Genomic DNA, 20,008 nt, shown 5'->3' with positions numbered 1-20,008 from the left:
TTAAGCCTTTTTGCTTGCTACCCATTCATTAACAAAGTTTTCTAGTACATTAAGTGGTACAGGACCATTTTTAAGCACTACGTCGTGGAACTGGCGAATATCAAATTTATCACCAAGTTGCTTTTTAGCTTCTTCACGAAGCTCTAAAATCTTAAGCATACCCACTTTATAAGCTGTTGCTTGTGAAGGCATTACAATGTGACGCTCAACCATTTTAACACCGTCAGATGTTGCATTAGGCGTGTTATTTACGTAGTAATCAATACCTTCTTGGCGAGTCCACTTCATTGCGTGAATCCCCGTATCAACCACTAAGCGACATGCGCGCCATAATTCCATTGAAAGACGACCAAAATCTGAGTAAGGGTCTGAGTACATGCCCATTTCTTTAGGAATGAACTCTGAGTATAAACCCCAGCCTTCAATATACGCTGTGTAGCCACCAAACTTACGGAACTTAGGAATACCTTCTAGTTCTTGCGAAATAGCTATTTGCATGTGGTGTCCCGGAATACCTTCGTGGTATGCCAGCGCTTCCATTTGATACGTTGGCATTGCTTCCATATCGTAAAGGTTAGCGTAGTAAACACCTGGGCGTGAACCATCAGGAGCTGGCTGTTGGTAAAATGCTTTACCTGCTGCTTTTTCACGGAATGCTTCAACCGCTTTTACTTTTAAACCTGCTTTTGGTTTAACAATGAATAACTCATCTAAACGCGTTTTCATTGTATCAATAAGCCCAGTGGCTTCATCAAGGTAGCGTTGTTTACCTTGTGCATCATTAGGGTAGTAAAATTGCTTGTCAGTTTTCATAAACTGCATAAACGCTTTTAAGTCGCCTTTAAAGCCAACTTTGTCTTTAATTTCACGCATTTCATCATGAATACGTGCCACTTCAGATAGGCCAATTGCATGAATTTCTTTAGCAGTTAAATCTGTTGTAGTTGTGCGCTTAAGTGCGTTGTTATAAAACGCTTCGCCATCAGGTAATTTCCATGCGCCATCACGGTTATCTGCGCGTTTTTCAAGCTGTGCAAGGTAATTAATTAACTTAGAGTAAGATGGTTTAACAGCCGATTTTAATGCATCTGATGCATCGCTGATTAACGAGTCTTTTTCGTCTTGGCTAATTTCAAGCGCTGTTACTTTACGTTTAAAGTCAGCAAGCAAGGTAGAATCATCGCCTTTTTCAAACGGTGCACCGTGAATAATGTTTTTGCTTGAATCAATAACATGCGGGAATACAAATTTAGGGGCAATGATGCCTTTTTCTGCACGTACAGTTAAATCAATAATAAGCTGATCAATAACACCAGTTACACCATTTAAGCGTGAAATGTAGTCTTTAGCTTCTTTTACATTACTAATTGAGTGCTGATTAATTAAAAACGCAGGGATCATAGAATGCGTACCAAACATTTGGTTCACAGGGTAGTTATGGTAACGCCATTTAAAGTCAGCAATTGAGCTTTCAAGATCTTGTTTTTTTAAGTCGTAGCTAACTTTTGTTGCATCATCTAATAAATCACGGCTGATTGCTTTTAGTGCAACTAGGTCAGCTTTTGTTTGCGCTAAATCTTTAAGCTGTCTTTCTTCGCTGCCATCATCCCACTTATCGTAATCTTGCTTAATACCCATGTATGTTTGATATACAGGACTGCTCATTACGTCGCGGTTAAATGTATCTTCAAAAAAAGCATTCGCTTTGTCTATTTCACTTTGTTGTGATTGAACTGCTTGTGCAATAGGAGCTGAAGTCGCTTGTTGTGTTGTTTGCTGGCAACCAGCAAGTAGTGCAACGCTTACTGCGGCCGCAATAAAAGTAAGTTTACGCATTGTTTTCCCTTTTGTTGTTAGAAACCCATTAGGGTGTTTTATATTTATTTTTTGTGTAGCGCTGGGGGCTACACAAATAATTCTAGCAGGTCATTTAAAAAGCGATGACCTTTTAAGCTTACCTGCCAATGGCTGTCTGTTTGAGTCAATAAACCTTTATTAATTGCTTGGTTTAATGCGCTTTGCTGACCTTGCAGTGGCAGTGTTGTTAGTTTATTAAAATCATTAATTGGGCAAGGCTCAACAAGGCGAAAGCGGTTCATAAAAAATTCAAACGCTAAATCGTCTTGCTCTACATGCCAGCTTTTATACATATACGGTTTAATTAAATCCATATAGCCGCGTGGGTGTTTAACCTTTTCAGTACGCGTAATAAGCCCTGTATTTGCATCAGTAACCTTACCATGCGCGCCGCAACCAATACCGAGATAATCGCCAAAACGCCAATAATTTAAGTTATGTTGGCATTGATAACCCGGTTTTGCATAGCCCGATATTTCGTATTGTATGTAACCTGCTTGAGCGAGTAACTCGACCCCTTGTTCTTGAATGTCCCACAGTATTTCGTCTTGTGGCAAGGTAGGTGGTTTTGAAGCAAACTGAGTATTGGGTTCAATAGTTAGTTGATACCACGATATATGCGGTGGATCGAGCGCTATTATTTGTTTTAAATCGCTCAGTGCATCGTCAAGTGTTTGCCCAGGTAAGCCATGCATTAAATCAAGGTTAAAGCTATTTAAACCGGCTTCTTTAGCTTGTTGCGCGGCATAGTTTGCCTCGTCGCTGCCATGAATCCGACCAAGTGCTTTTAACTTGTCGTTTTGCATGCTTTGCACACCGATAGAAATACGGTTAATGCCTGCTTTTACGTAATCTTTAAAACGACCTGTTTCTACTGTACCTGGGTTGGCTTCAAGGGTAATTTCGCAGTGTTCTTCAAGACCAATTAGGTTGTCGACTTCATTTAATAAACGAGTATAAGCCGCACCAGTTAATAAGCTCGGAGTACCGCCACCAATAAAGATACTGTGAATTTTACGTCCTTGCACTAAGTGCAAATCTGCTTTTAAATCATCAATTAAATGCTGAACATATTCAGCTTCAGGTATTTCACCTTTTTGTCCGTGGCTATTAAAATCGCAGTACGGGCATTTTTGCACGCACCAAGGTACGTGCACATATAAGCTCAGTGGTGGAAGGTTCACAGGCCGCCTTTTTGCTGTAGCTCTAGCAATAGTTTTTGTAGTGCTTGGCCGCGATGACTCACTGCATTTTTTTGCTCTTTTGTAAGCTCAGCACTGGTACAATTTTTCTCTGGTACAAAAAATACAGGGTCGTAACCAAAGCCACCGTTGCCATTTTGAGTGAGCGTAATTTCGCCTTCCCAGCTTGCACTGCAAATAAGGGGGGTAGGGTCATCTGCGTGGCGCATTAATACCAGTACACACCAAAAACGAGCACTACGGATAGGGTTATTACCCAAGTCTACGAGTAACTTATCAATGTTATCTTGATCGCTGGCACCTGGGCCTGCAAAACGGGCAGAGTAAACACCGGGTGCGCCATTTAGGCCATCAACTTCTAAACCTGAGTCATCGGCAATAGCAGGCATGCCAGTAATTTTAGCGGCATGACGCGCTTTAATAATGGCATTTTCAACAAAGGTAGTGCCGGTTTCGGCAACTTCATCTACGTTAAAATCGCTCTGTGGAACTACATTAATATTCAGAGGGCTTAGCATGTTAGCTAGCTCATTTACTTTGCCAGGGTTACCTGTAGCAAGTACTAAAGTTTTGGTCATGTTATTAATCTACGTAAAATTTTTGCTGAAACTGTAATTTTTGAAATTGATTACTTTGTTGTATTTCAATCTCAAAGCGTAAAATCTCTTCGTTGGTATAATCAACTTGGGCAAGGTAATAAATTGAATCACCTTCTTTTACTTCTTTAAAAGTAAGCGTTTGTTTGTTGCCAAGTAGGTTTCTAGCTGTGCCAGTAAGCTTTGCTGTTTGGGCTGTATTTTCGGCATTATTTTTTAAAACAGAAATATTTACAATGCCTTTGTATCCGCTTCGCTCAAGGCCATACGTTTTTGCTATTTTTGGCTGAATAAAAGTAGAAGGAAAGGCGATGTAATGCACTTGCCAAGGGCCAAGCTCTTTATATTGTGCGCCTTGCATTTCTTCGCTTTGCGCGTTAAATGCAAATGCTAAACAAGCAATAAAACAAAACTTAATTAAACGGTTCATTATGTATTCCTCAAAACATATAAAAAAGAGGCCTTTGGGCCTCTAATTAAAAAATCCATATTAGACTAAAAAATCCATAAGCAGCATTTGCAAAAACTGAATACCAATAATAAGCACTAAAACTGATAAATCTAAGCCACCCATTGATGGCAATATTTTACGAATTGGTTTTAGCATTGGTTCAGTAAGCTGATGGAAAACCGCTTCTATAGGGTTATAACCTTGGCTAACCCAACTTAAAATAGCGCGAATAATAAGTACCCAAAAAACTAAGTTAAGGCCTTCTTTTAGTACCGTTATAAGTGCTTGTATAATTACAGGCTGTATTGCCCACGCATTATATATAACAAGCATTAAAGTACTAATTTTGGCTACAGCCACTATAAATGCCAGCAACAGAGATGCTAAATCAAGTCCGCCAAACCCCGGAATGATTTTACGCAGTGGTTTTACCGCAAACGAAGTGGCTTTAACCACAAACTGGCTCATTGGATTATAAAAGTCGGCTTTTGCCCACTGCAGCCAAAAGCGCAGTAATACCACCATTAAAAACAAATCAAACAGGGTACTGATTAAAAATTGCATGGCATTCATAGTGTAACCTTCAATAAAAAGTGGTTTTAAAGTTCTTTTTCCATTTGCTCTGCACGCGCAATACACGCATCCATTGCATCGCCGACGGTTTTAGTTAAGCCTTCGTCTTTTAAGTGCTCAACAGCTGCGTGAGTAGTACCGCCTTTAGATGTTACGTTTGAACGCAGTTGCGAAATACTAATATCAGGCTGGCTAAGTGCCATTTCTGCGGCGCCAAGGGCTGTTTGCTGTACTAAACGACGAGCGTCTTCATCATTAAAGCCCAGCGCTTTAGCTTTTTCTTCTATGGCTTCCATAAATAAGAAAAAGTAAGCAGGTGATGAGCCGGTCACAGCAATAATATCGTTAATTTGTGATTCTTTTTCGACCCATACAACAATGCCAGTGCATTCAAAAACTTGTTGTACAAACTCGTGTTCGCTTTGTGTTTCGCCCGCGCCATATAAACCTGATACACCACGGCCTAATAAAGACGGTGTATTTGGCATACAACGTACCATTTTAACGTCTTGACCTAGCATTTCACGTAAACGTTTTACAGTTAAGCCAGCAGCAACAGAAATAAACAGTTTATCGCTAAAATCTACGCCCGACTCTTGAAACGATTTACATAAATCGCCCATCATTTGTGGTTTAACAGATAAAACAATTACATCAGCATCGCGCAGGGCTTCGTTATTGTCACTGGTGGTTTGCACCTTGAAATCAAAGGCTACCTTTTCAAGCTTTTCTTGGTTGCGGTTAGTCGCAATAATGTTACTTGCGTTAAAACCGTTTTTTACCATGCCACCAATAATGGCGTAGCTCATATTACCTGTGCCTATAAATGCGATTTTTTTATCTGACATAAATCTGTTATCACCTTTTAAGTTCGTGTTCCAAAAATGTCTGTGCCGATCCTTACCATGGTTGAGCCTGCACTAATGGCAGCTTCAACATCGTTACTCATACCCATCGACAAAGTATCTACTTGAGGATATTGGGTCTTTAGTTTATCAAAGCAAGTTTGTAATTGCTCAAAAGATTGAATTTGCGTATCCAGATCGTTGCTTTTAGCGGGAATTGCCATTAAACCTCGAAGTGTTAAGTGCTCACATTGGTTAATAAAATCGGCAAGTTCATCTATTTCATCGCGGTGGCAACCCGACTTCGCTTCTTCATTACTTATATTTACTTGAATAAGTATATTAAGAGGCTGTTTATCGTCTGGGCGCTGGGAATCTAATCGTTTCGCTATTTTTATGCGATCAACACTTTGCACCCAATCAAAGTTGGCAGCCACTAAAGCACTTTTATTAGATTGAATAGGGCCAATGAAATGCCAAATGATGTCGCTATATGACTGTAGTTGAGCTATTTTATCTATAGCCTCTTGAACATAAGATTCACCAAATTCGCGCTGACCATGCTCATAAGCTGCAATAACATCTTCGCTTGGTTTAGTTTTAGACACTGCCAGTAGAGTGACTTCGTTAGTGTTTCGTTGTGCAATTTTTGCCGCGTCTGCAATTCTAGCGTAGGCGGATGTGAGTCGTTCTGCTATTGTAACCATATATTTATCAGTTAGTTGTGGAGTCATAAATGGATATTACCGAATTATTAGCGTTTAGTGTGCAACACAAAGCATCCGATTTACATTTATCGTCGGGTGTTTCACCTATGATACGCGTAGACGGTGATGTTCGCCGCATTAATATACCAGCCCTTGCAGACAAAGACGTAAACAGTCTGGTTTACGATATTATGAACGATAATCAACGCAAGGACTATGAACAAAATCTCGAAGTGGATTTTTCGTTTGAAGTGCCTAATTTAGCACGTTTTCGTGTGAATGCGTTTAACTCTAATCGCGGGCCTGCTGCGGTATTTCGTACCATACCAAGTGAAGTGTTAACGCTTGATGATTTAGGTGCGCCAGATATTTTTAAAACAATCTCCGATACCCCACGTGGACTCGTGTTAGTGACGGGCCCAACGGGCTCTGGTAAATCAACAACACTTGCCGCTATGGTCGATTATATAAATCAAAATAAACATCACCATATTCTAACAATAGAAGATCCAATCGAGTTTGTTCACGATAATAAATTAAGCCTTATTAATCAACGTGAGGTACATCGCGATACTCATAGCTTTTCAAACGCGCTACGTAGTGCATTGCGTGAAGATCCAGATGTAATATTGGTCGGTGAGTTACGTGATTTAGAAACAATTCGTCTTGCAATGACCGCTGCTGAAACGGGTCACTTAGTGTTTGGCACGTTGCATACAACATCTGCACCAAAAACCATTGACCGTATTATCGATGTATTCCCAGGTGAAGAAAAATCAATGGTACGTTCAATGTTATCTGAATCTTTGCGTGCTGTTATCTCGCAAACACTGCTTAAAAAGATTGGTGGCGGGCGAGTTGCAGCACACGAAATTATGATTGCAGTACCTGCTATTCGTAACTTAATTCGTGAAGACAAAATTGCACAAATGTACTCGTCTATTCAAACCGGTGCGTCTGTGGGCATGCAAACAATGGATCAATGTTTAACTAATTTAGTTAATCACGGCATTGTTACAAATGCGGCAGCGAAAGAAAAAGCACAAGACAAAACACAATTTGGCGGGTAAGAAACTATTATGGCTTTATCTTTAAACGACTTTTTACTCATCATGATTGAGAAAAAAGGCTCTGACTTATTTGTATCGAGTCAGCTACCTGTAAGCGCAAAAATAAACGGTGAGCTAACAGCCCTAAGTGACGATAGGCTTACTGATGAGCAATCGCTTGAGTTAGTAGAATCTGCAATGAGCGAAAAGCAAAAAGCAGAGTTTCATACAACGAAAGAATGTAACTTTGCGATTGCCACCGACGAAGGGCGTTTTCGTATTTCTGCTTTTTGGCAACGCGATAAAGCCGGTATGGTTATTCGCCGCATTGTTACGCAAATACCTGATGTGAGTGAGCTAGGTCTACCTTCTATTCTTACCGATGTAATTATGTCTAAGCGTGGTCTAGTATTGTTTGTTGGTGGTACAGGTACTGGTAAATCAACCTCACTAGCTGCACTTATTGGCTACAGAAACCGACATCAACGTGGTCATATACTGACTATTGAAGATCCGATTGAATTTGTTCATGAGCATCGCAAAAGTATTATTACTCAACGCGAAGTAGGGCTTGATACCGAAAGCTTTGAGTCAGCACTTAAAAGCTCATTACGCCAAGCTCCCGATGTAATTTTGATTGGTGAAATTCGCTCTCAAGAAACTATGGAATACGCACTAAGCTTTGCCGAAACAGGTCATTTATGTGTTGCAACACTGCATGCTAATAATGCTAACCAAGCGATTGACCGTATTATGCATTTAGTTCCAAAAGAAAAACACGATAAGCTTAAGTACGATTTAGCACTTAACTTACGTGCAATTGTGGCCCAGCAATTAGTACCGACTGCTGATGGTGAAAGCCGTGTTGCAGCTATTGAAATATTGCTTAACTCACCAATGGTTGCTGAACTGATTAAAAACGGTGATATTGGTGGTATTAAAGAGGCAATGGCTAAATCGAAAGAAATGGGCATGCAAACCTTTGACCAAGCATTATTTGAGCTGTATAGACAGCAGCGAATTAATTACGCTGATGCACTGCATCATGCTGATTCGCCAAATGATTTACGCTTAATGATTAAACTGCGCAATAACGAACAGCAAGGTGCGGGCTTTTTACAAGGCGTTACTATTGATGGCCTTGACGATAAAAATAGCGATCAATGATTTAAAAAGTAATGAATATAAATACTTTATATAAATAAAAAGCGCCAATTGGCGCTTTTTATTTATATAACGGGTTGTTTATGTAGCGGGCTTATTCACCGTAACTAGACTCAAAAAAACTTTCTAAAATAATAACCGCAGACATATTATCTACGTTACCTTTGCCTAAGTTTTTATAGCCACCACTTTCAAAAAGTCGCGCTTTAGCATCCGCAGTCGTTAAACGCTCGTCTTGTGTTTGCACCGGAATGCCATAATGATTATGTAATCTGTTGGCAAACTTTTTTGCTTTAAAGGTAACCTCTTGTGACGTTCCATCCATATTTAGTGGTAAGCCAACAACCATTAAGTCAGGCTGCCATTCGGTTACTTGTACAGCAATATGGTCCCAGTTAGGAATGCCATCTTGTGCTTTTACAGCCTTAAGGCTAGAGGCGCTGCCTGTTAGCTCTTGCCCAATAGCAATACCAATACTTTTGGTGCCAAAGTCAAAGCCCATTACAGTGCGTTCGCCTTGCGGCTTAAGCGATTTTTTTGTCATGTGTATCTTGTTTAAGTTTGCTAAGGGTTAAGTTACTATTATGCGTGACCAGCTTCAGGGCTGAGTTGGCTAATATCAAAGCCCAACATTGAAACTGCTTTTTCCCATCGTTTTTCAACGGGGGTATCAAAAATGATCTTCGGATCGGCTTCTATGATCAACCAACTGTTATCAAGTAACTCTTGTTCGAGTTGTCCTTGCTCCCATCCTGAATAACCCAATGTAATAATAAATTGTTCAGGTGCTTGTGCGGTAGTTAAGCTTGCTAAAACGTCTTTTGAGGTAGTGATCATAATATCGCTACTGAGCTTTTGGCTTGCTGAATAACCTGATTGAGGAGAGTGCAAAACGAAACCACGATCAGTTTTGACAGGTCCGCCTGCAAACACACTTACTTTTGCTGCGTTTTGCGTTTTGTCGTTATCAATTTCTATTTTATCTAAAAGTTCGCCAACAGTAACATCAATAGGTTGGTTTATTACCAAGCCCATAGCCCCATCTTCATTGTGCTCACAAATATAGGTAACAGCACGTTTAAAAAAAGGGTCTTGCATCGACGGCATCGCGATTAAAAAATGATTTTCTAATGACTGCATAGATTTCACCCTTTTTAGTTAATGAACTTTGAGTATGGCACATACCTTTGTTTTTAAAACTAAAAAAGCACTTTCATACGGTTTAAAAATTAATAGTTAACAACTATATTAAAATCTATGACACGAAAGTGCTTTTAATAACGACAGGTAGATGCTTATTTATCTAGCTTTCTTTCAATTGCGTCAAACAAAATACCTGTTATAGAGATATCGTATGCAGCTTCAATTTCGCGAACACACGTTGGCGCTGTAACATTAATTTCAGTTAATTTATCGCCAATAATATCTAAACCTACAAATATTAAGCCTTTTTCTTTAAGCGTTGGTGCAACCGCTTGCGCTATTTTTAAATCTGACTCGCTAAGTGGACGCGCTTCGCCTCGACCGCCAACAGCTAAATTACCGCGTGTTTCACCATTTTGTGGAATTCGCGCTAAACAATACGGAATAACCTCACCATCAATAACCAATACGCGCTTGTCGCCTTGTTTGATCTCTGGGATGTAATTTTGCACCATAGCAAAGCGGCTGCCGTGCTCGGTTAGCGTTTCACAAATTACACCAATGTTGGCATCGTCTTCTCTAAGGCGGAAAATAGATGCGCCACCCATGCCATCAAGGGGTTTTAAAATAATGTCTTTATGCTCGGCTAAAAACTCACGAATTTGTTTTTGGCTACGTGTAACAAGTGTGTCTGGCGTATGTTCGCTAAACCATGCTGTAAATAGCTTTTCGTTAGCATCGCGTAGGCTTTGTGGCTTGTTAATTATTAACGTACCTTCTTGTTCTGCACGCTCTAAAATATACGTCGCGTAAATGTATTCGGTATCAAAAGGAGGATCTTTTCGCATTAAAATAACATCAAGGTCGGCAAGGGCTATAGTGGCTTTTTCTTCAAGCTCGTACCATTTTTCTGCATTATTAAACACTTGCGCTTTAGACGCTGTAGCGTACGACTTACCTTTACGAAGAGATAAATCATCCATCTCCATATAATAAATTTCGTAGCCGCGTTCTTGCGCTTGCATCATCATTGCAAAACCGGTGTCTTTTTTGATGTTAAATCCACTAATAGGATCTGAAATAATACCTAACTTAATTGCCATGCGCTGTGCCTTACTATAAATGTTACTGTTTATATGAGGGTGCTTTTAGTTATTTCAATTAGCTAAATCGCCAAATTGAAGTTGTAATGCACTTAAGACCGTTAAAGCGGCTGTTTCCGTTCGTAAAACGCGCGGGCCTAAGCGAATATCTACAAATTCTAGTTGTTTAGTTAGTGCCATTTCATCGTCGGTAAAGCCGCCTTCTGGGCCGACTAAAAAGCGTACGCCATCTTCAGGTACCGTAATGGTTTTAATGCTGTGCTCAGCACGAGGGTGAAGAGTGAGCTTAATTGCATTGGTTTGTTGTGCAAGCCATTGTTTTAAATCTACAGGGGGATGAATAATTGGCACAAAATTACGCCCAGATTGCTCTGCCGCTGCTATTGCAATTTTTTGCCATTGTTGGTGTTTTTTCTCAAGACGATCGCCCATTAGTTTCACGCCACAGCGCTGACTAAAAATAGGGGTGATTTCGGTAATGCCCAGTTCAACTGACTTTTGAATTGTAAAATCCATTTTATCACCACGGGATACACACTGGCCTAAATGAATTTTAAGCGGGGATTCTACATCATGAGGATTAAGCTCTAATGGCATTACGACGACTGTTTTTTTTGTTACCTCAATTATTTCACTAAGGTATTCGCCGCCTTCGCCATTAAAAATAGATACATGCTCGCCTACTTTCATGCGCAGCACTCTGCCAATATGCCCTGCAGCATCGTCATCTAAAGTTACAGGGGTGTTTAGGGCAATACTCGATGTTTGATAAATATGAGGAACTCGCATAGGGCGTCACTTATTACTTAGCGTAAAAATATATACTGCTATGGTAAGTAAGCTGGGAGCTGTGCGCAATTATTTATTTTTATTAAGTTGCTCTGCAAGGTCTATTAAATCTTGTGGTGTGTGCGCTATATCGTGGTGATTTTGCGAAGGTTCCGTTAACGTCTCGTCGGTAACTAGGCTTAGTGTGTAGCCTGTATCATCAAAGCTTATTAAAAAGCGCTCTTCATGTAACGAGTTATAAATAAAGCGTTGTTTATCGCTTGCGAGTAAGTAATCGGTGCTATTAAAAAGGACTCCGTGTAAATCGTGATGCTCTTTTAGATAGTTAATTAATTCAGAAACGCTTATTTCGTTTTCAAGGTCGCAATAACTATAGTCTTTAATAAGCTCGTCAAACATCATTTTTACTAACTGACGGGTATTACTGCCTGCGGCAATAAGCGTACTCGCTTTTGTTTTACCATTATTATTTACATAGTATTCGGCAAATGCTCGGCTAAATTCGTTGTCTATGTCAATTAACAAGTAATTCGTTATTTCAAGTGGCATAGAGCTAGGACCTTGTTGCATTTAAGTAATTACCATTATTACTTAAATGCAGACTTTTAATGGCTGTATTTTAGTAAAAAGGTCTAAAGAGAAAACATGCTAATAAGTAAATAGCCTATAGCACAAAAAACAGCAAACTCTATACATGCTACCCCAATATTATCTTGATGGTCTATTTCAAGAGCCGTATCAATATTTGGTAAAGAGATAACTTTTATCACATACGTTAAGCTGTAAAGTAGTATCCACATTACACCGCAATGCATAACGAGTGTAAATATGTTTTCTACCATTTTACCGTTTTGAAATGCTGCGCTAGATAAACCAGCATACACAGCCAATGCTAAACCGATTGATTTGCCAGCATACCTTATACCAATAGATGTATTTTCTAGGTTAAAGTTACTTTGTAGCGAAGCTCCTTGATTTGCTTTTGCAAAACGGTGTTCTCGTATTTTACTATCCAGTGCAAACATTCCCTGAAGCGTAAAAAAGCTAACACAAGCAATAAGTAAGTTGCTAAATCCCAGTGTGTGCGTCCACGTGTACAAGCCAAGTGCGATAATACAGTTAGCGATTAACATGCCTGAATCTACCAATGCAGCACATACATTTTGTTTTAGTATGGCAGCTTCTTCGTTAAACCTGTGGAGTATCCATTTTCTGTGAATTAAATGACCCACTTTTATAAAAGTGAATAAAAGAATAATAATAATTAACACTTTTAACGGGTTTGACTGTGCGGTACTTATACTTATTTCGTCAAATAAGAAAGCCATAGTGGCTATAACAACTGATATTTCAGATGCAAAACTAATACCCATGGCAAAGTTGTCGTGTTGTGCTAGCTCATCTTTAAGCGCTTGTTTTGCTTTGATTTGAGTGACAACTCGTAAACAAAAAATAGTTATGCAAATAACCGCAAAACTAATGGCAATCGCAATAAAACTAGTGTTAGATAAAGACAAATATGACATGGTGATCCTAATTAAGTTAACCTTTCTAGGTTTTAATCATTCTAGTACGGTTATTGATGATATAAAAGAGAGGATTGATGAGTAACGTAAAGCAACTTCCTATTCAATTACAAAAACTTGGCTTGATGCGCTTTGAACAGTTATACCCGCAGCAAAGTAAACAAAGTGAAGTTGTAAGGTTATTAGCATTAAGCGACTTTGCTTGGCGCAGTTTAGAGTCACAACCTGATTTAAATACTTGGCTATTATGCAAAGACGAAATACAAAATAGAGTAATAGATTCTCCTTTTAAAAACCTTAACTTAGCTGACATTGATGAAGTGCAGTGCCATAAAGTACTTCGCCAATATCGTGAAAAGTACTGGCTCAAAGTCGCCTTTTTAGATTTATGCTGTAACAATCCCATTGCCGATAGTATTAATTACATAAGCCAACTGGCTGACATGCTAATAAATAGTGCTAACCAATGGGCGCATGCACAGGTGGCAAAAGTAAATGGTGAGCCGCTTGATGAGCAAAACCAAGCAATGCCGTTAATGGTTTTAGGGATGGGAAAACTTGGCGGACAAGAGCTAAATTACTCCTCTGATATTGATCTCATTTTTGCATATCCGCGCAGTACAAAAACCCAAGGTGGCCGCAGAAGCCTTGAGGCTCAAGTATTTTATACCAAAGTTGCACAAAAGCTCATTGCATCACTTAACCAAGCCACCAGTGACGGGCAGGTCTTTAGGGTTGATATGCGCCTACGCCCGTTTGGCGAAAGTGGCCCTTTGGTTATGAGCTTTAATGCCATTGAAGATTATTACCAAGAACAAGGTCGCGACTGGGAACGCTACGCGATGTTAAAAGGGCGCTTAATTGGCACGCCTAATAAATATTGGGATGAATTTATTAAGCTTTTAAAGCCGTTTGTTTATCGCCGGTATATTGATTTTTCGGTGATTGAATCTTTGCGTAAAATGAAGTTAATGATTGCACAGGAGGTTCGCCGTAAACGCTTAACTAATAATATAAAATTAGGCGCTGGTGGTATTCGTGAAGTTGAATTTATAGTGCAAGCCCTACAAATGGTACGAGGTGGGCGAGAGGCTAATTTACAAACTCAATCATTACTTAAAGCATTAAATGAGCTGGCACTTAACCAAGTTATAGATGAGCAAGAAGCAAGCGAGCTTAAACGCAATTACCTTTATTTGCGAAAAGTTGAACAGTACTTACAAATATTTGACGATCAGCAAACGCAAACACTCCCCGATGATGAATTGAACCAGCAGCGCTTAAATTTATTATTAGAACAAGCTGATTTCTCCGCCACTTTAATCACTATTGAAAAGGTAATGAAGCAAGTTAACGGTGAGTTTGCACTCGTTATTGGTGAAGAAACCGCGCCACTAGATACCTGTGAAGGTGCATTTATTAGTGCTTGGGATCATGGTGATGTGAGCTTTCTAAAAGAGGCTAGAGATGAATGGCAAACACCCCTTAACGATTTTAAATTAAGGCTGTCTAAGGTCAACATAGGTAACCGAGGGCGTGAAACCCTTGATAAATTAATGCCTGTTTTATTGAGCCAGTTAAATGACTTTAATGCCAGCGCAGCTGCTTTTACAATGGTTTGCCAAATTTTTAATAAGATAATTTCACGTACTGCTTATTTAGAATTGCTGTACGAAAACCAAGGTGCATTAAAGCAACTTGTTTTACTGTGTTGTCATAGCAAATGGATAGGCGAGCATATTTCTCGCTACCCTATATTGCTGGATGAGCTAATAGACCCGGCTGTTCTTTATAAACCAACACCATTAACGGCTTATAAAGATGAAATAAGACAGTATTTTTTACGAATAGAGCATGACGATTTAGAACTGCAAATGGAGTCGCTTAGGCAATTTAAGCAAACGCATCAACTAAGAATTGCTGCTGCCGATGCAACCGGTGTTCTTGATGTAATGAAAGTAAGCGATCACTTAACGGTCTTGGCTGAGGCTGTTGTGGATCAAGCTGTTAATATTGCATGGCATAACACCATTAAGCGCTTTGGCATGCCTCCTGGCACTGATGATGAAAATAAAGGCTTTGCTGTTATTGCATATGGTAAAACAGGCGGCTTAGAAGTAGGGTACGACTCAGATTTAGATTTGGTGTTTGTACATAATCATGATGGCTCAAGTCAAACCAATGGTGAAAAACCGATAGATTCTCGCCAGTTTTATTTAAAGCTCGCTCAGCGCTTAATGCATTTATTTAATACTCGTACTGCTTCAGGCATTTTGTATGAGCTCGATACACGGCTTCGCCCTGAAGGTGCATCGGGTTTACTGGCTATTAATCTAGAGAGCTTTAATCACTACCAGCAAACTCAAGCATGGACGTGGGAGCATCAAGCACTTGTTCGGGCTCGTCTGATTTTAGGTCAAGATGATCTGATAGAGCGTTTTTCACAAATTCGTAAAAATATACTCTGCCAACATCGCGACGATGCCGTATTAAAAGCAGATGTGATAAAAATGCGCGAAAAAATGCGCGATCATTTAGCGAAGGGAAATATTGAGCAATTTGATTTAAAACAAGATGTTGGTGGTATGGCTGATATTGAGTTTATAACGCAGTACTTAGTGCTTAAACACGCTAATGAGTTTGAACAGCTTACCGTTTATTCAGATAACGTAAGAATACTAACGGATGCAGCAAAGATAGGCTGTATTACTGAGGAGCAAAAACAGCAGTTGATTAAAGCGTATATTGATTATCGTTCACGCTACCATGTGCTTAGTTTAGAGCAACAGGGCCGGTTGATACCGCGTTTAGGGCTAGAAAATAACATTAACAATGTTAAATCTATTTGGAAAAGTATATTTTTACCAAAGTAGTTCGCAAATTTATTTTTGTATTATTTATTAGATAACGCTGTTGTATCAATTTTTATAACTTTATAAAAGTAACTTGTTTTTGAAGTTATAATATCAATTCGCAGTAATATTTAATTAATTTGAAGGATTAAACTTGATGCTTACTATGTTAAAAATTTCTGATATGCGACAGCATGGATGCAAAGTAATGCAGGGACAGTTAGTGATTACAACTAAATAAATAAATTTTTGCCTTGTCATAGACAAGGCTTTCTTACCTCAAAATAGCGCACTTAATTAAGCGAATGAGTATAAGGTCATACTCTATGTTTAAACAGGTCGATCTCCTATCTAAATTGTTAATCTAATGCAATTAGAACGTACGAACTCAGAGGGTAATTCAGTGATTATAGCAGCACGTTGTTTGTAACAAAAAAAGGTGTAAACTTCATTTACGAAATCATTATTTATAGAGCGACTAACCTTATACAAAGTAGTTATGAAGTCTCCATCCATTCTGAAATGATCTTTAACAACGTAGTCTTTATCTAAATACCAATAAAGTATAATGTCCTCTTTTTTTGCATAGTCAGTTAAAACTTCTTTAAGAGTAAAGCCTCTTTCAAAACGTCTTGCCTTTGTTTCTCCAACCCAGTTAGCTGACATCGGATCTACGGTTCGTCCTCTTGCACTTAAAACGCGATCTAAACTTTGTTCAGGCTTACTCAAATCAAGTACATACTTATCATGCTCTTTGTCTTCATTTATTTTACTACGAATAGATTTATAGAATCTAGATAATCCGTTTGCAGCAGCGTTTGAAGAGTCTTTAAAGTTAACTACAGAGTCACTATTTAAAATGAAGTAAAGAGCGCAAGTGATTAAAGCAACACCTATTACTATATGTTTAATCCAAGATAACATAATCGTTGTTCTTCTTATTTTGTTATTTATTACGCTATATATACCATTACTTTTTATAAAAAGAAGGGGTATTTTTATCAGGTCGAGTTTTAAAGCGACGGTGCAGCCACATGTATTGCTCTGGAGCTGCATTTATACATAGCTCTACGCGTTGATTAACACGTGTTACATCAGCCTTGTCATCACCACTTGGGAAGTTTTCAAGCTCAGGTACTACCTCTAAATGGTACTTACCATTTTCGTCACGGCGCGAGATTAAACTCATAGTTTCGCAGTTTTTACTGCCAGCAAACATAAGAGTACCTGTTGTTGTTGCAGTGTCAGGTACTGCGTAAAATGGGACAAATTCACAGCGGTTACGGCCGTAATCTTGATCGGGTAAGTAATAACATACCTTTTTATTTTTTAATGCTTTTAGTAAACCTTTTACATCTTTTCGACCGATTAAATATTCGTTAGAGCGAAGGCGCCCATTAGTCGTAAAGTATTCCATTAGTGGGTTGTTATGAGGGCGATAAAAGCCAATACCCTGACACTCTAAGCCCATAATACGGCTAGCCATTTCAAGATGCAGAATATGAGGGACAAGCAATAAAACACCTTTACCAGACGCTTGTACGCGTTCAAAGTGCTCAAGCCCTTTAAAAGACCCTAATGCTTTTTGTGCTCGCCACTGTGGCCACCACCAGGCCATGCCAGTCTCAACCATTGCAATACCGGTGTTTTCCATATTTTTGAGCACAAGGTCTTTTTGATCTGCTTCGCTCATATCAGGAAAACACAGCTTAATATTTACTTCTGCAATATGGCGACGGCGCTTCATAAATTTATGAACTAAGCGACCAAGCTGTTTACCCATTGCCAATTGTAGTTTTTGCGGTAACCAAGAAATTAAATATAAAAATAGAACGCCAATCCACGTTAACCAGTATCGAGGGCCCAAAAAAGATGCTTTAAAAGGAGATGAGGTGACCACAAAAATATCTCTGAGAATAAAAACGATAGTTTAACGCTAAGCGCTGTAAAATACAAAAAGCCAGCATTTAGCTGGCTTCCAATGTTTTTAACTACATGAATTATGCGATTTAAGCGGCTTTTAAACCTTGGTTTATAGCAACTAGATCTGCACTTGTTAATGTACCAGCAGCTTGTTTTAGGCGAAGGGTAGATAACACATAACGGTAACGTACATCAGCAAGGTTACGCTTTGCATCGTATAAATTTTGCGTACTTACTAGTACGTCAACAATGGTACGAGTACCTACTTCAAAACCAGCTTCAGTTGCTTTAAGCGCACTTTGAGCTGAAACAACAGCTTGCTCTAGCGCTTTGTAAGTAGCAATGTCTGAAACAACTTGGTTATAAGATGTAATCACTGTGCGAGTTACTGCACGATAATTTGTTTCATAATCTTGGCTCGCACCTACGTAAAATGCACGGGCCTGATTTGTTGCAGCAACTGTAGCACCACCTGAATATAAAGGTACGCTAAAGTTAAGCCCTACAGAGCTTGAGTCTGAACGTGGCTGATCATCAAAGTTAGCGCCATTTATTTGATTGTCTGTAAGAGAATCGCCGTAACTAGCACTTAGGGTTAGTTTTGGGTAATGACCCGCTTTTGCTAATTCAATTTGATCTTTTGCAATATCAACCGTTACTTTAGACACTTGCAGGTTTATATTTTTATCTTCAGCTATTTTAACAAAGTCGCTTGAGCGCTTAGTTGGTTTAGTTGTTGAGAAAGTATCTGTATTTAAAAAATCTAATTTTTCGTGGTATTTACCTGTAATCTCACGAAGTTGCTCGCGTGCTGTTTCTACAGCATTACCTGCAATAATTTCTTGAGCTACTGAGTTGTCAAACTGAGCTTGCGCTTCATGTACGTCTGTAATAGCTGTTAGGCCAACTGCATAACGTTGTTTTGTTTGCTCAAGTTGGCGTTCAATTGCACGTTTTTCAGCTTCAACAAATTCAAGGTTATCGCTTGCACTTAATACGTTAAAATAACCCTCAGCAACGCGTACAATTAAGTTTTGTTTAGCTGCATCGTATAGGCCGCTTGCTTGAAGCGCTTGCTTGTCGGCAATATCTAACGTATTCCAGGCACCTAAATCAAATAATGTTTGGCTTAAGCTTACACCGCGAGAGAATTGGTCTGTATCACTTTCAACTTTTACTTGGTTAGATAAGTCGCCAACGCTTTGGTACGACGTTGCATCGCTTTTTGTATAACCCATAGTTAAACCAATTTGAGGTAATAGTGCACTCATCGCCAAATCGCTTTGGTAAGACTGCGCATCGGCTTGGGCTTTTGCTTTTAAAACAGTAGGATCGTTAGCTGTCGCTATTTCAAAAACTTGTAGTAAATCTTCAGCTTTCACTGCTGTTGCACCTAGTGCGCATGATAAACTAACTAGCGCCGCAAGAATGTTCTTTTTCATGTGGGGTTCGGTCCTTAGACAATTTTTGTACTAAAAGCATGTTAACCTGTTTTACTCCATAACAAAAAAAATAATTAGTAAAACAGTATGTTCAAGTGTAACAGAATATATTAACGCATTTTAAAGCTTTAGATAAGTAGGAGGTAGGTACGTGGTTGATAAAAAACTCGTTCAATTTACACATAAAGATGTAAATTTAAAGCCAATAAAAAATCTTTATAAAGGTTTTTTTCAGGTTGATTTGTACCAGTTTGAACATGCTCTTTTTGCGGGTGGAAAATCTAAAGTAATTAGCCGAGAAATATTAGAACGTGGCGATGCAATTGCAGTACTCCCTTATGACCCAATTTCAGATACTGTTCTTTTAATTGAGCAAATACGTATTGGCGCTATTAAAAGCAAGCATTCGCCTTGGCTACTAGAGTGCATAGCTGGAATGACAGACGGCAGCACTGATTACGAATCAGTTGTAAAAAAAGAAGCGTATGAAGAAGCTGGGCTTGAATTAACTGAACTTGAATTTATGCTTTCATACCTATCAAGCCCTGGTGGTACAACTGAGCGCTTACATTTATATTTAGCGCGTACTGACTTAAGCCAAGTGAAATCAGGTGTATATGGTCTTGAAACTGAAGGCGAGGATATAAAAACCCATATTTTATCGGTTGATGATGCGCTAATGCGCCTCAATAACGGTGAAATGGATAATGCGGCAACGGTTATTTGTATGCAGTGGCTTGCGCTAAATCGCGAAAAAATGGCAAGTAAATGGACATAAACTCTTAC

General features: G+C 39.1%; 20 protein-coding genes. 4 read left to right on the top strand and 16 right to left on the bottom strand.

Translation table 11 applies throughout. From position 1 onward, the window contains the following. The 7 genes from I6F40_RS01775 to I6F40_RS01745 form a co-directional block, all read right to left on the bottom strand. Positions 1-1,836 (bottom strand): DUF885 domain-containing protein, encoded by a 1,836-nt coding sequence (locus tag I6F40_RS01775; RefSeq protein WP_166376466.1) that lies wholly within the window; start codon positions 1,834-1,836, stop codon positions 1-3. Between the two features lie 68 nt (positions 1,837-1,904). Then, positions 1,905-3,041: a radical SAM family heme chaperone HemW gene (gene hemW / locus I6F40_RS01770; protein ID WP_166376467.1), complete on the bottom strand. Its 1,137-nt coding sequence runs from the start codon at positions 3,039-3,041 to the stop codon at positions 1,905-1,907. Continuing rightward, the gene (locus tag I6F40_RS01765) at positions 3,038-3,637 is read right to left on the bottom strand and encodes an XTP/dITP diphosphatase (RefSeq protein ID WP_166376468.1); all 600 of its coding nucleotides are present in this window, start codon (positions 3,635-3,637) and stop codon (positions 3,038-3,040) included. The genes hemW and I6F40_RS01765 overlap by 4 nt, the downstream gene beginning before the upstream one ends. Positions 3,638-3,641: 4 nt before the next feature. Continuing rightward, positions 3,642-4,085, bottom strand: a complete 444-nt coding sequence (locus I6F40_RS01760) for a DUF4426 domain-containing protein (protein ID WP_166376469.1) — start codon at positions 4,083-4,085, stop codon at positions 3,642-3,644. Between the two features lie 60 nt (positions 4,086-4,145). Then, complete coding sequence (locus tag I6F40_RS01755) at positions 4,146-4,679, bottom strand: YggT family protein (RefSeq protein ID WP_007585413.1); 534 nt, start codon at positions 4,677-4,679, stop codon at positions 4,146-4,148. Between the two features lie 26 nt (positions 4,680-4,705). Further along, the gene (proC, locus tag I6F40_RS01750) at positions 4,706-5,527 is read right to left on the bottom strand and encodes a pyrroline-5-carboxylate reductase (RefSeq protein ID WP_002962567.1); all 822 of its coding nucleotides are present in this window, start codon (positions 5,525-5,527) and stop codon (positions 4,706-4,708) included. 17 nt (positions 5,528-5,544) lie between these two features. Further along, entirely contained in the window at positions 5,545-6,258 is a 714-nt protein-coding gene (locus tag I6F40_RS01745; RefSeq protein ID WP_007585410.1) for a YggS family pyridoxal phosphate-dependent enzyme, read from the bottom strand. 2 nt (positions 6,259-6,260) lie between these two features. Between I6F40_RS01745 and I6F40_RS01740 the strand changes: the two genes are divergently transcribed. Together I6F40_RS01740 and I6F40_RS01735 are read left to right on the top strand one after the other, a co-directional pair. Further along, complete coding sequence (locus I6F40_RS01740; protein WP_007585408.1) at positions 6,261-7,301, top strand: type IV pilus twitching motility protein PilT; 1,041 nt, start codon at positions 6,261-6,263, stop codon at positions 7,299-7,301. Between the two features lie 9 nt (positions 7,302-7,310). After that, positions 7,311-8,447 (top strand): PilT/PilU family type 4a pilus ATPase, encoded by a 1,137-nt coding sequence (locus I6F40_RS01735; RefSeq protein WP_010553294.1) that lies wholly within the window; start codon positions 7,311-7,313, stop codon positions 8,445-8,447. 91 nt (positions 8,448-8,538) lie between these two features. Here the strand turns inward: I6F40_RS01735 and ruvX are convergent, their stop codons facing one another. From ruvX to I6F40_RS01705, 6 genes are all read right to left on the bottom strand, one after another. Then, positions 8,539-8,988, bottom strand: a complete 450-nt coding sequence (ruvX, locus tag I6F40_RS01730; RefSeq protein WP_008170791.1) for a Holliday junction resolvase RuvX — start codon at positions 8,986-8,988, stop codon at positions 8,539-8,541. 38 nt (positions 8,989-9,026) lie between these two features. After that, positions 9,027-9,584 (bottom strand): YqgE/AlgH family protein, encoded by a 558-nt coding sequence (locus I6F40_RS01725; protein ID WP_007585401.1) that lies wholly within the window; start codon positions 9,582-9,584, stop codon positions 9,027-9,029. 155 nt (positions 9,585-9,739) lie between these two features. Then, positions 9,740-10,690 (bottom strand): glutathione synthase, encoded by a 951-nt coding sequence (gshB, locus tag I6F40_RS01720; RefSeq protein WP_007585399.1) that lies wholly within the window; start codon positions 10,688-10,690, stop codon positions 9,740-9,742. A gap of 54 nt (positions 10,691-10,744) precedes the next feature. Continuing rightward, on the bottom strand, positions 10,745-11,479 hold the full coding sequence (gene rsmE, locus I6F40_RS01715) for a 16S rRNA (uracil(1498)-N(3))-methyltransferase (protein ID WP_166376470.1): 735 nt from the start codon (positions 11,477-11,479) through the stop codon (positions 10,745-10,747). A gap of 69 nt (positions 11,480-11,548) precedes the next feature. After that, positions 11,549-12,049 carry a hypothetical protein gene (locus tag I6F40_RS01710; protein ID WP_007585395.1) on the bottom strand — a complete coding sequence of 167 codons (501 nt, stop codon included), beginning with the start codon at positions 12,047-12,049 and terminating at the stop codon, positions 11,549-11,551. Positions 12,050-12,111: 62 nt separating this feature from the next. Then, on the bottom strand, positions 12,112-13,005 hold the full coding sequence (locus I6F40_RS01705) for a DUF350 domain-containing protein (protein WP_166376471.1): 894 nt from the start codon (positions 13,003-13,005) through the stop codon (positions 12,112-12,114). Positions 13,006-13,082: 77 nt separating this feature from the next. On the opposite strand from I6F40_RS01705, the gene glnE reads away from it, so the two are divergent. Continuing rightward, positions 13,083-15,878, top strand: a complete 2,796-nt coding sequence (gene glnE / locus I6F40_RS01700) for a bifunctional [glutamate--ammonia ligase]-adenylyl-L-tyrosine phosphorylase/[glutamate--ammonia-ligase] adenylyltransferase (RefSeq protein ID WP_166376472.1) — start codon at positions 13,083-13,085, stop codon at positions 15,876-15,878. 330 nt (positions 15,879-16,208) lie between these two features. Here glnE and I6F40_RS01695 read toward each other — a convergent pair whose 3' ends face one another. The 3 genes from I6F40_RS01695 to tolC all read right to left on the bottom strand — a co-directional run bounded on the left by I6F40_RS01695 (position 16,209) and on the right by tolC (position 19,222). After that, positions 16,209-16,781 carry a TcpQ domain-containing protein gene (locus I6F40_RS01695; RefSeq protein WP_166376473.1) on the bottom strand — a complete coding sequence of 191 codons (573 nt, stop codon included), beginning with the start codon at positions 16,779-16,781 and terminating at the stop codon, positions 16,209-16,211. A gap of 46 nt (positions 16,782-16,827) precedes the next feature. Next, the gene (gene lpxL / locus I6F40_RS01690; RefSeq protein WP_166376474.1) at positions 16,828-17,757 is read right to left on the bottom strand and encodes an LpxL/LpxP family Kdo(2)-lipid IV(A) lauroyl/palmitoleoyl acyltransferase; all 930 of its coding nucleotides are present in this window, start codon (positions 17,755-17,757) and stop codon (positions 16,828-16,830) included. Positions 17,758-17,866: 109 nt separating this feature from the next. Then, a complete protein-coding gene (gene tolC / locus I6F40_RS01685; RefSeq protein WP_166376475.1) occupies positions 17,867-19,222 on the bottom strand; it encodes an outer membrane channel protein TolC in 1,356 nt (451 codons plus the stop codon). Positions 19,223-19,373: 151 nt separating this feature from the next. Between tolC and I6F40_RS01680 the strand changes: the two genes are divergently transcribed. Next, positions 19,374-20,000, top strand: coding sequence for an NUDIX domain-containing protein (locus I6F40_RS01680; RefSeq protein WP_166376476.1), 627 nt, complete (start codon positions 19,374-19,376; stop codon positions 19,998-20,000). Positions 20,001-20,008 lie beyond the last annotated feature (8 nt).

The organism is Pseudoalteromonas sp. SWXJ133 (assembly GCF_015864365.1).
Taxonomy (GTDB): domain Bacteria; phylum Pseudomonadota; class Gammaproteobacteria; order Enterobacterales; family Alteromonadaceae; genus Pseudoalteromonas; species Pseudoalteromonas arctica.
The sequence above is the reverse complement of the archived record's forward strand: the minus strand, read 5'-3'. Positions and strand labels throughout refer to the sequence as shown.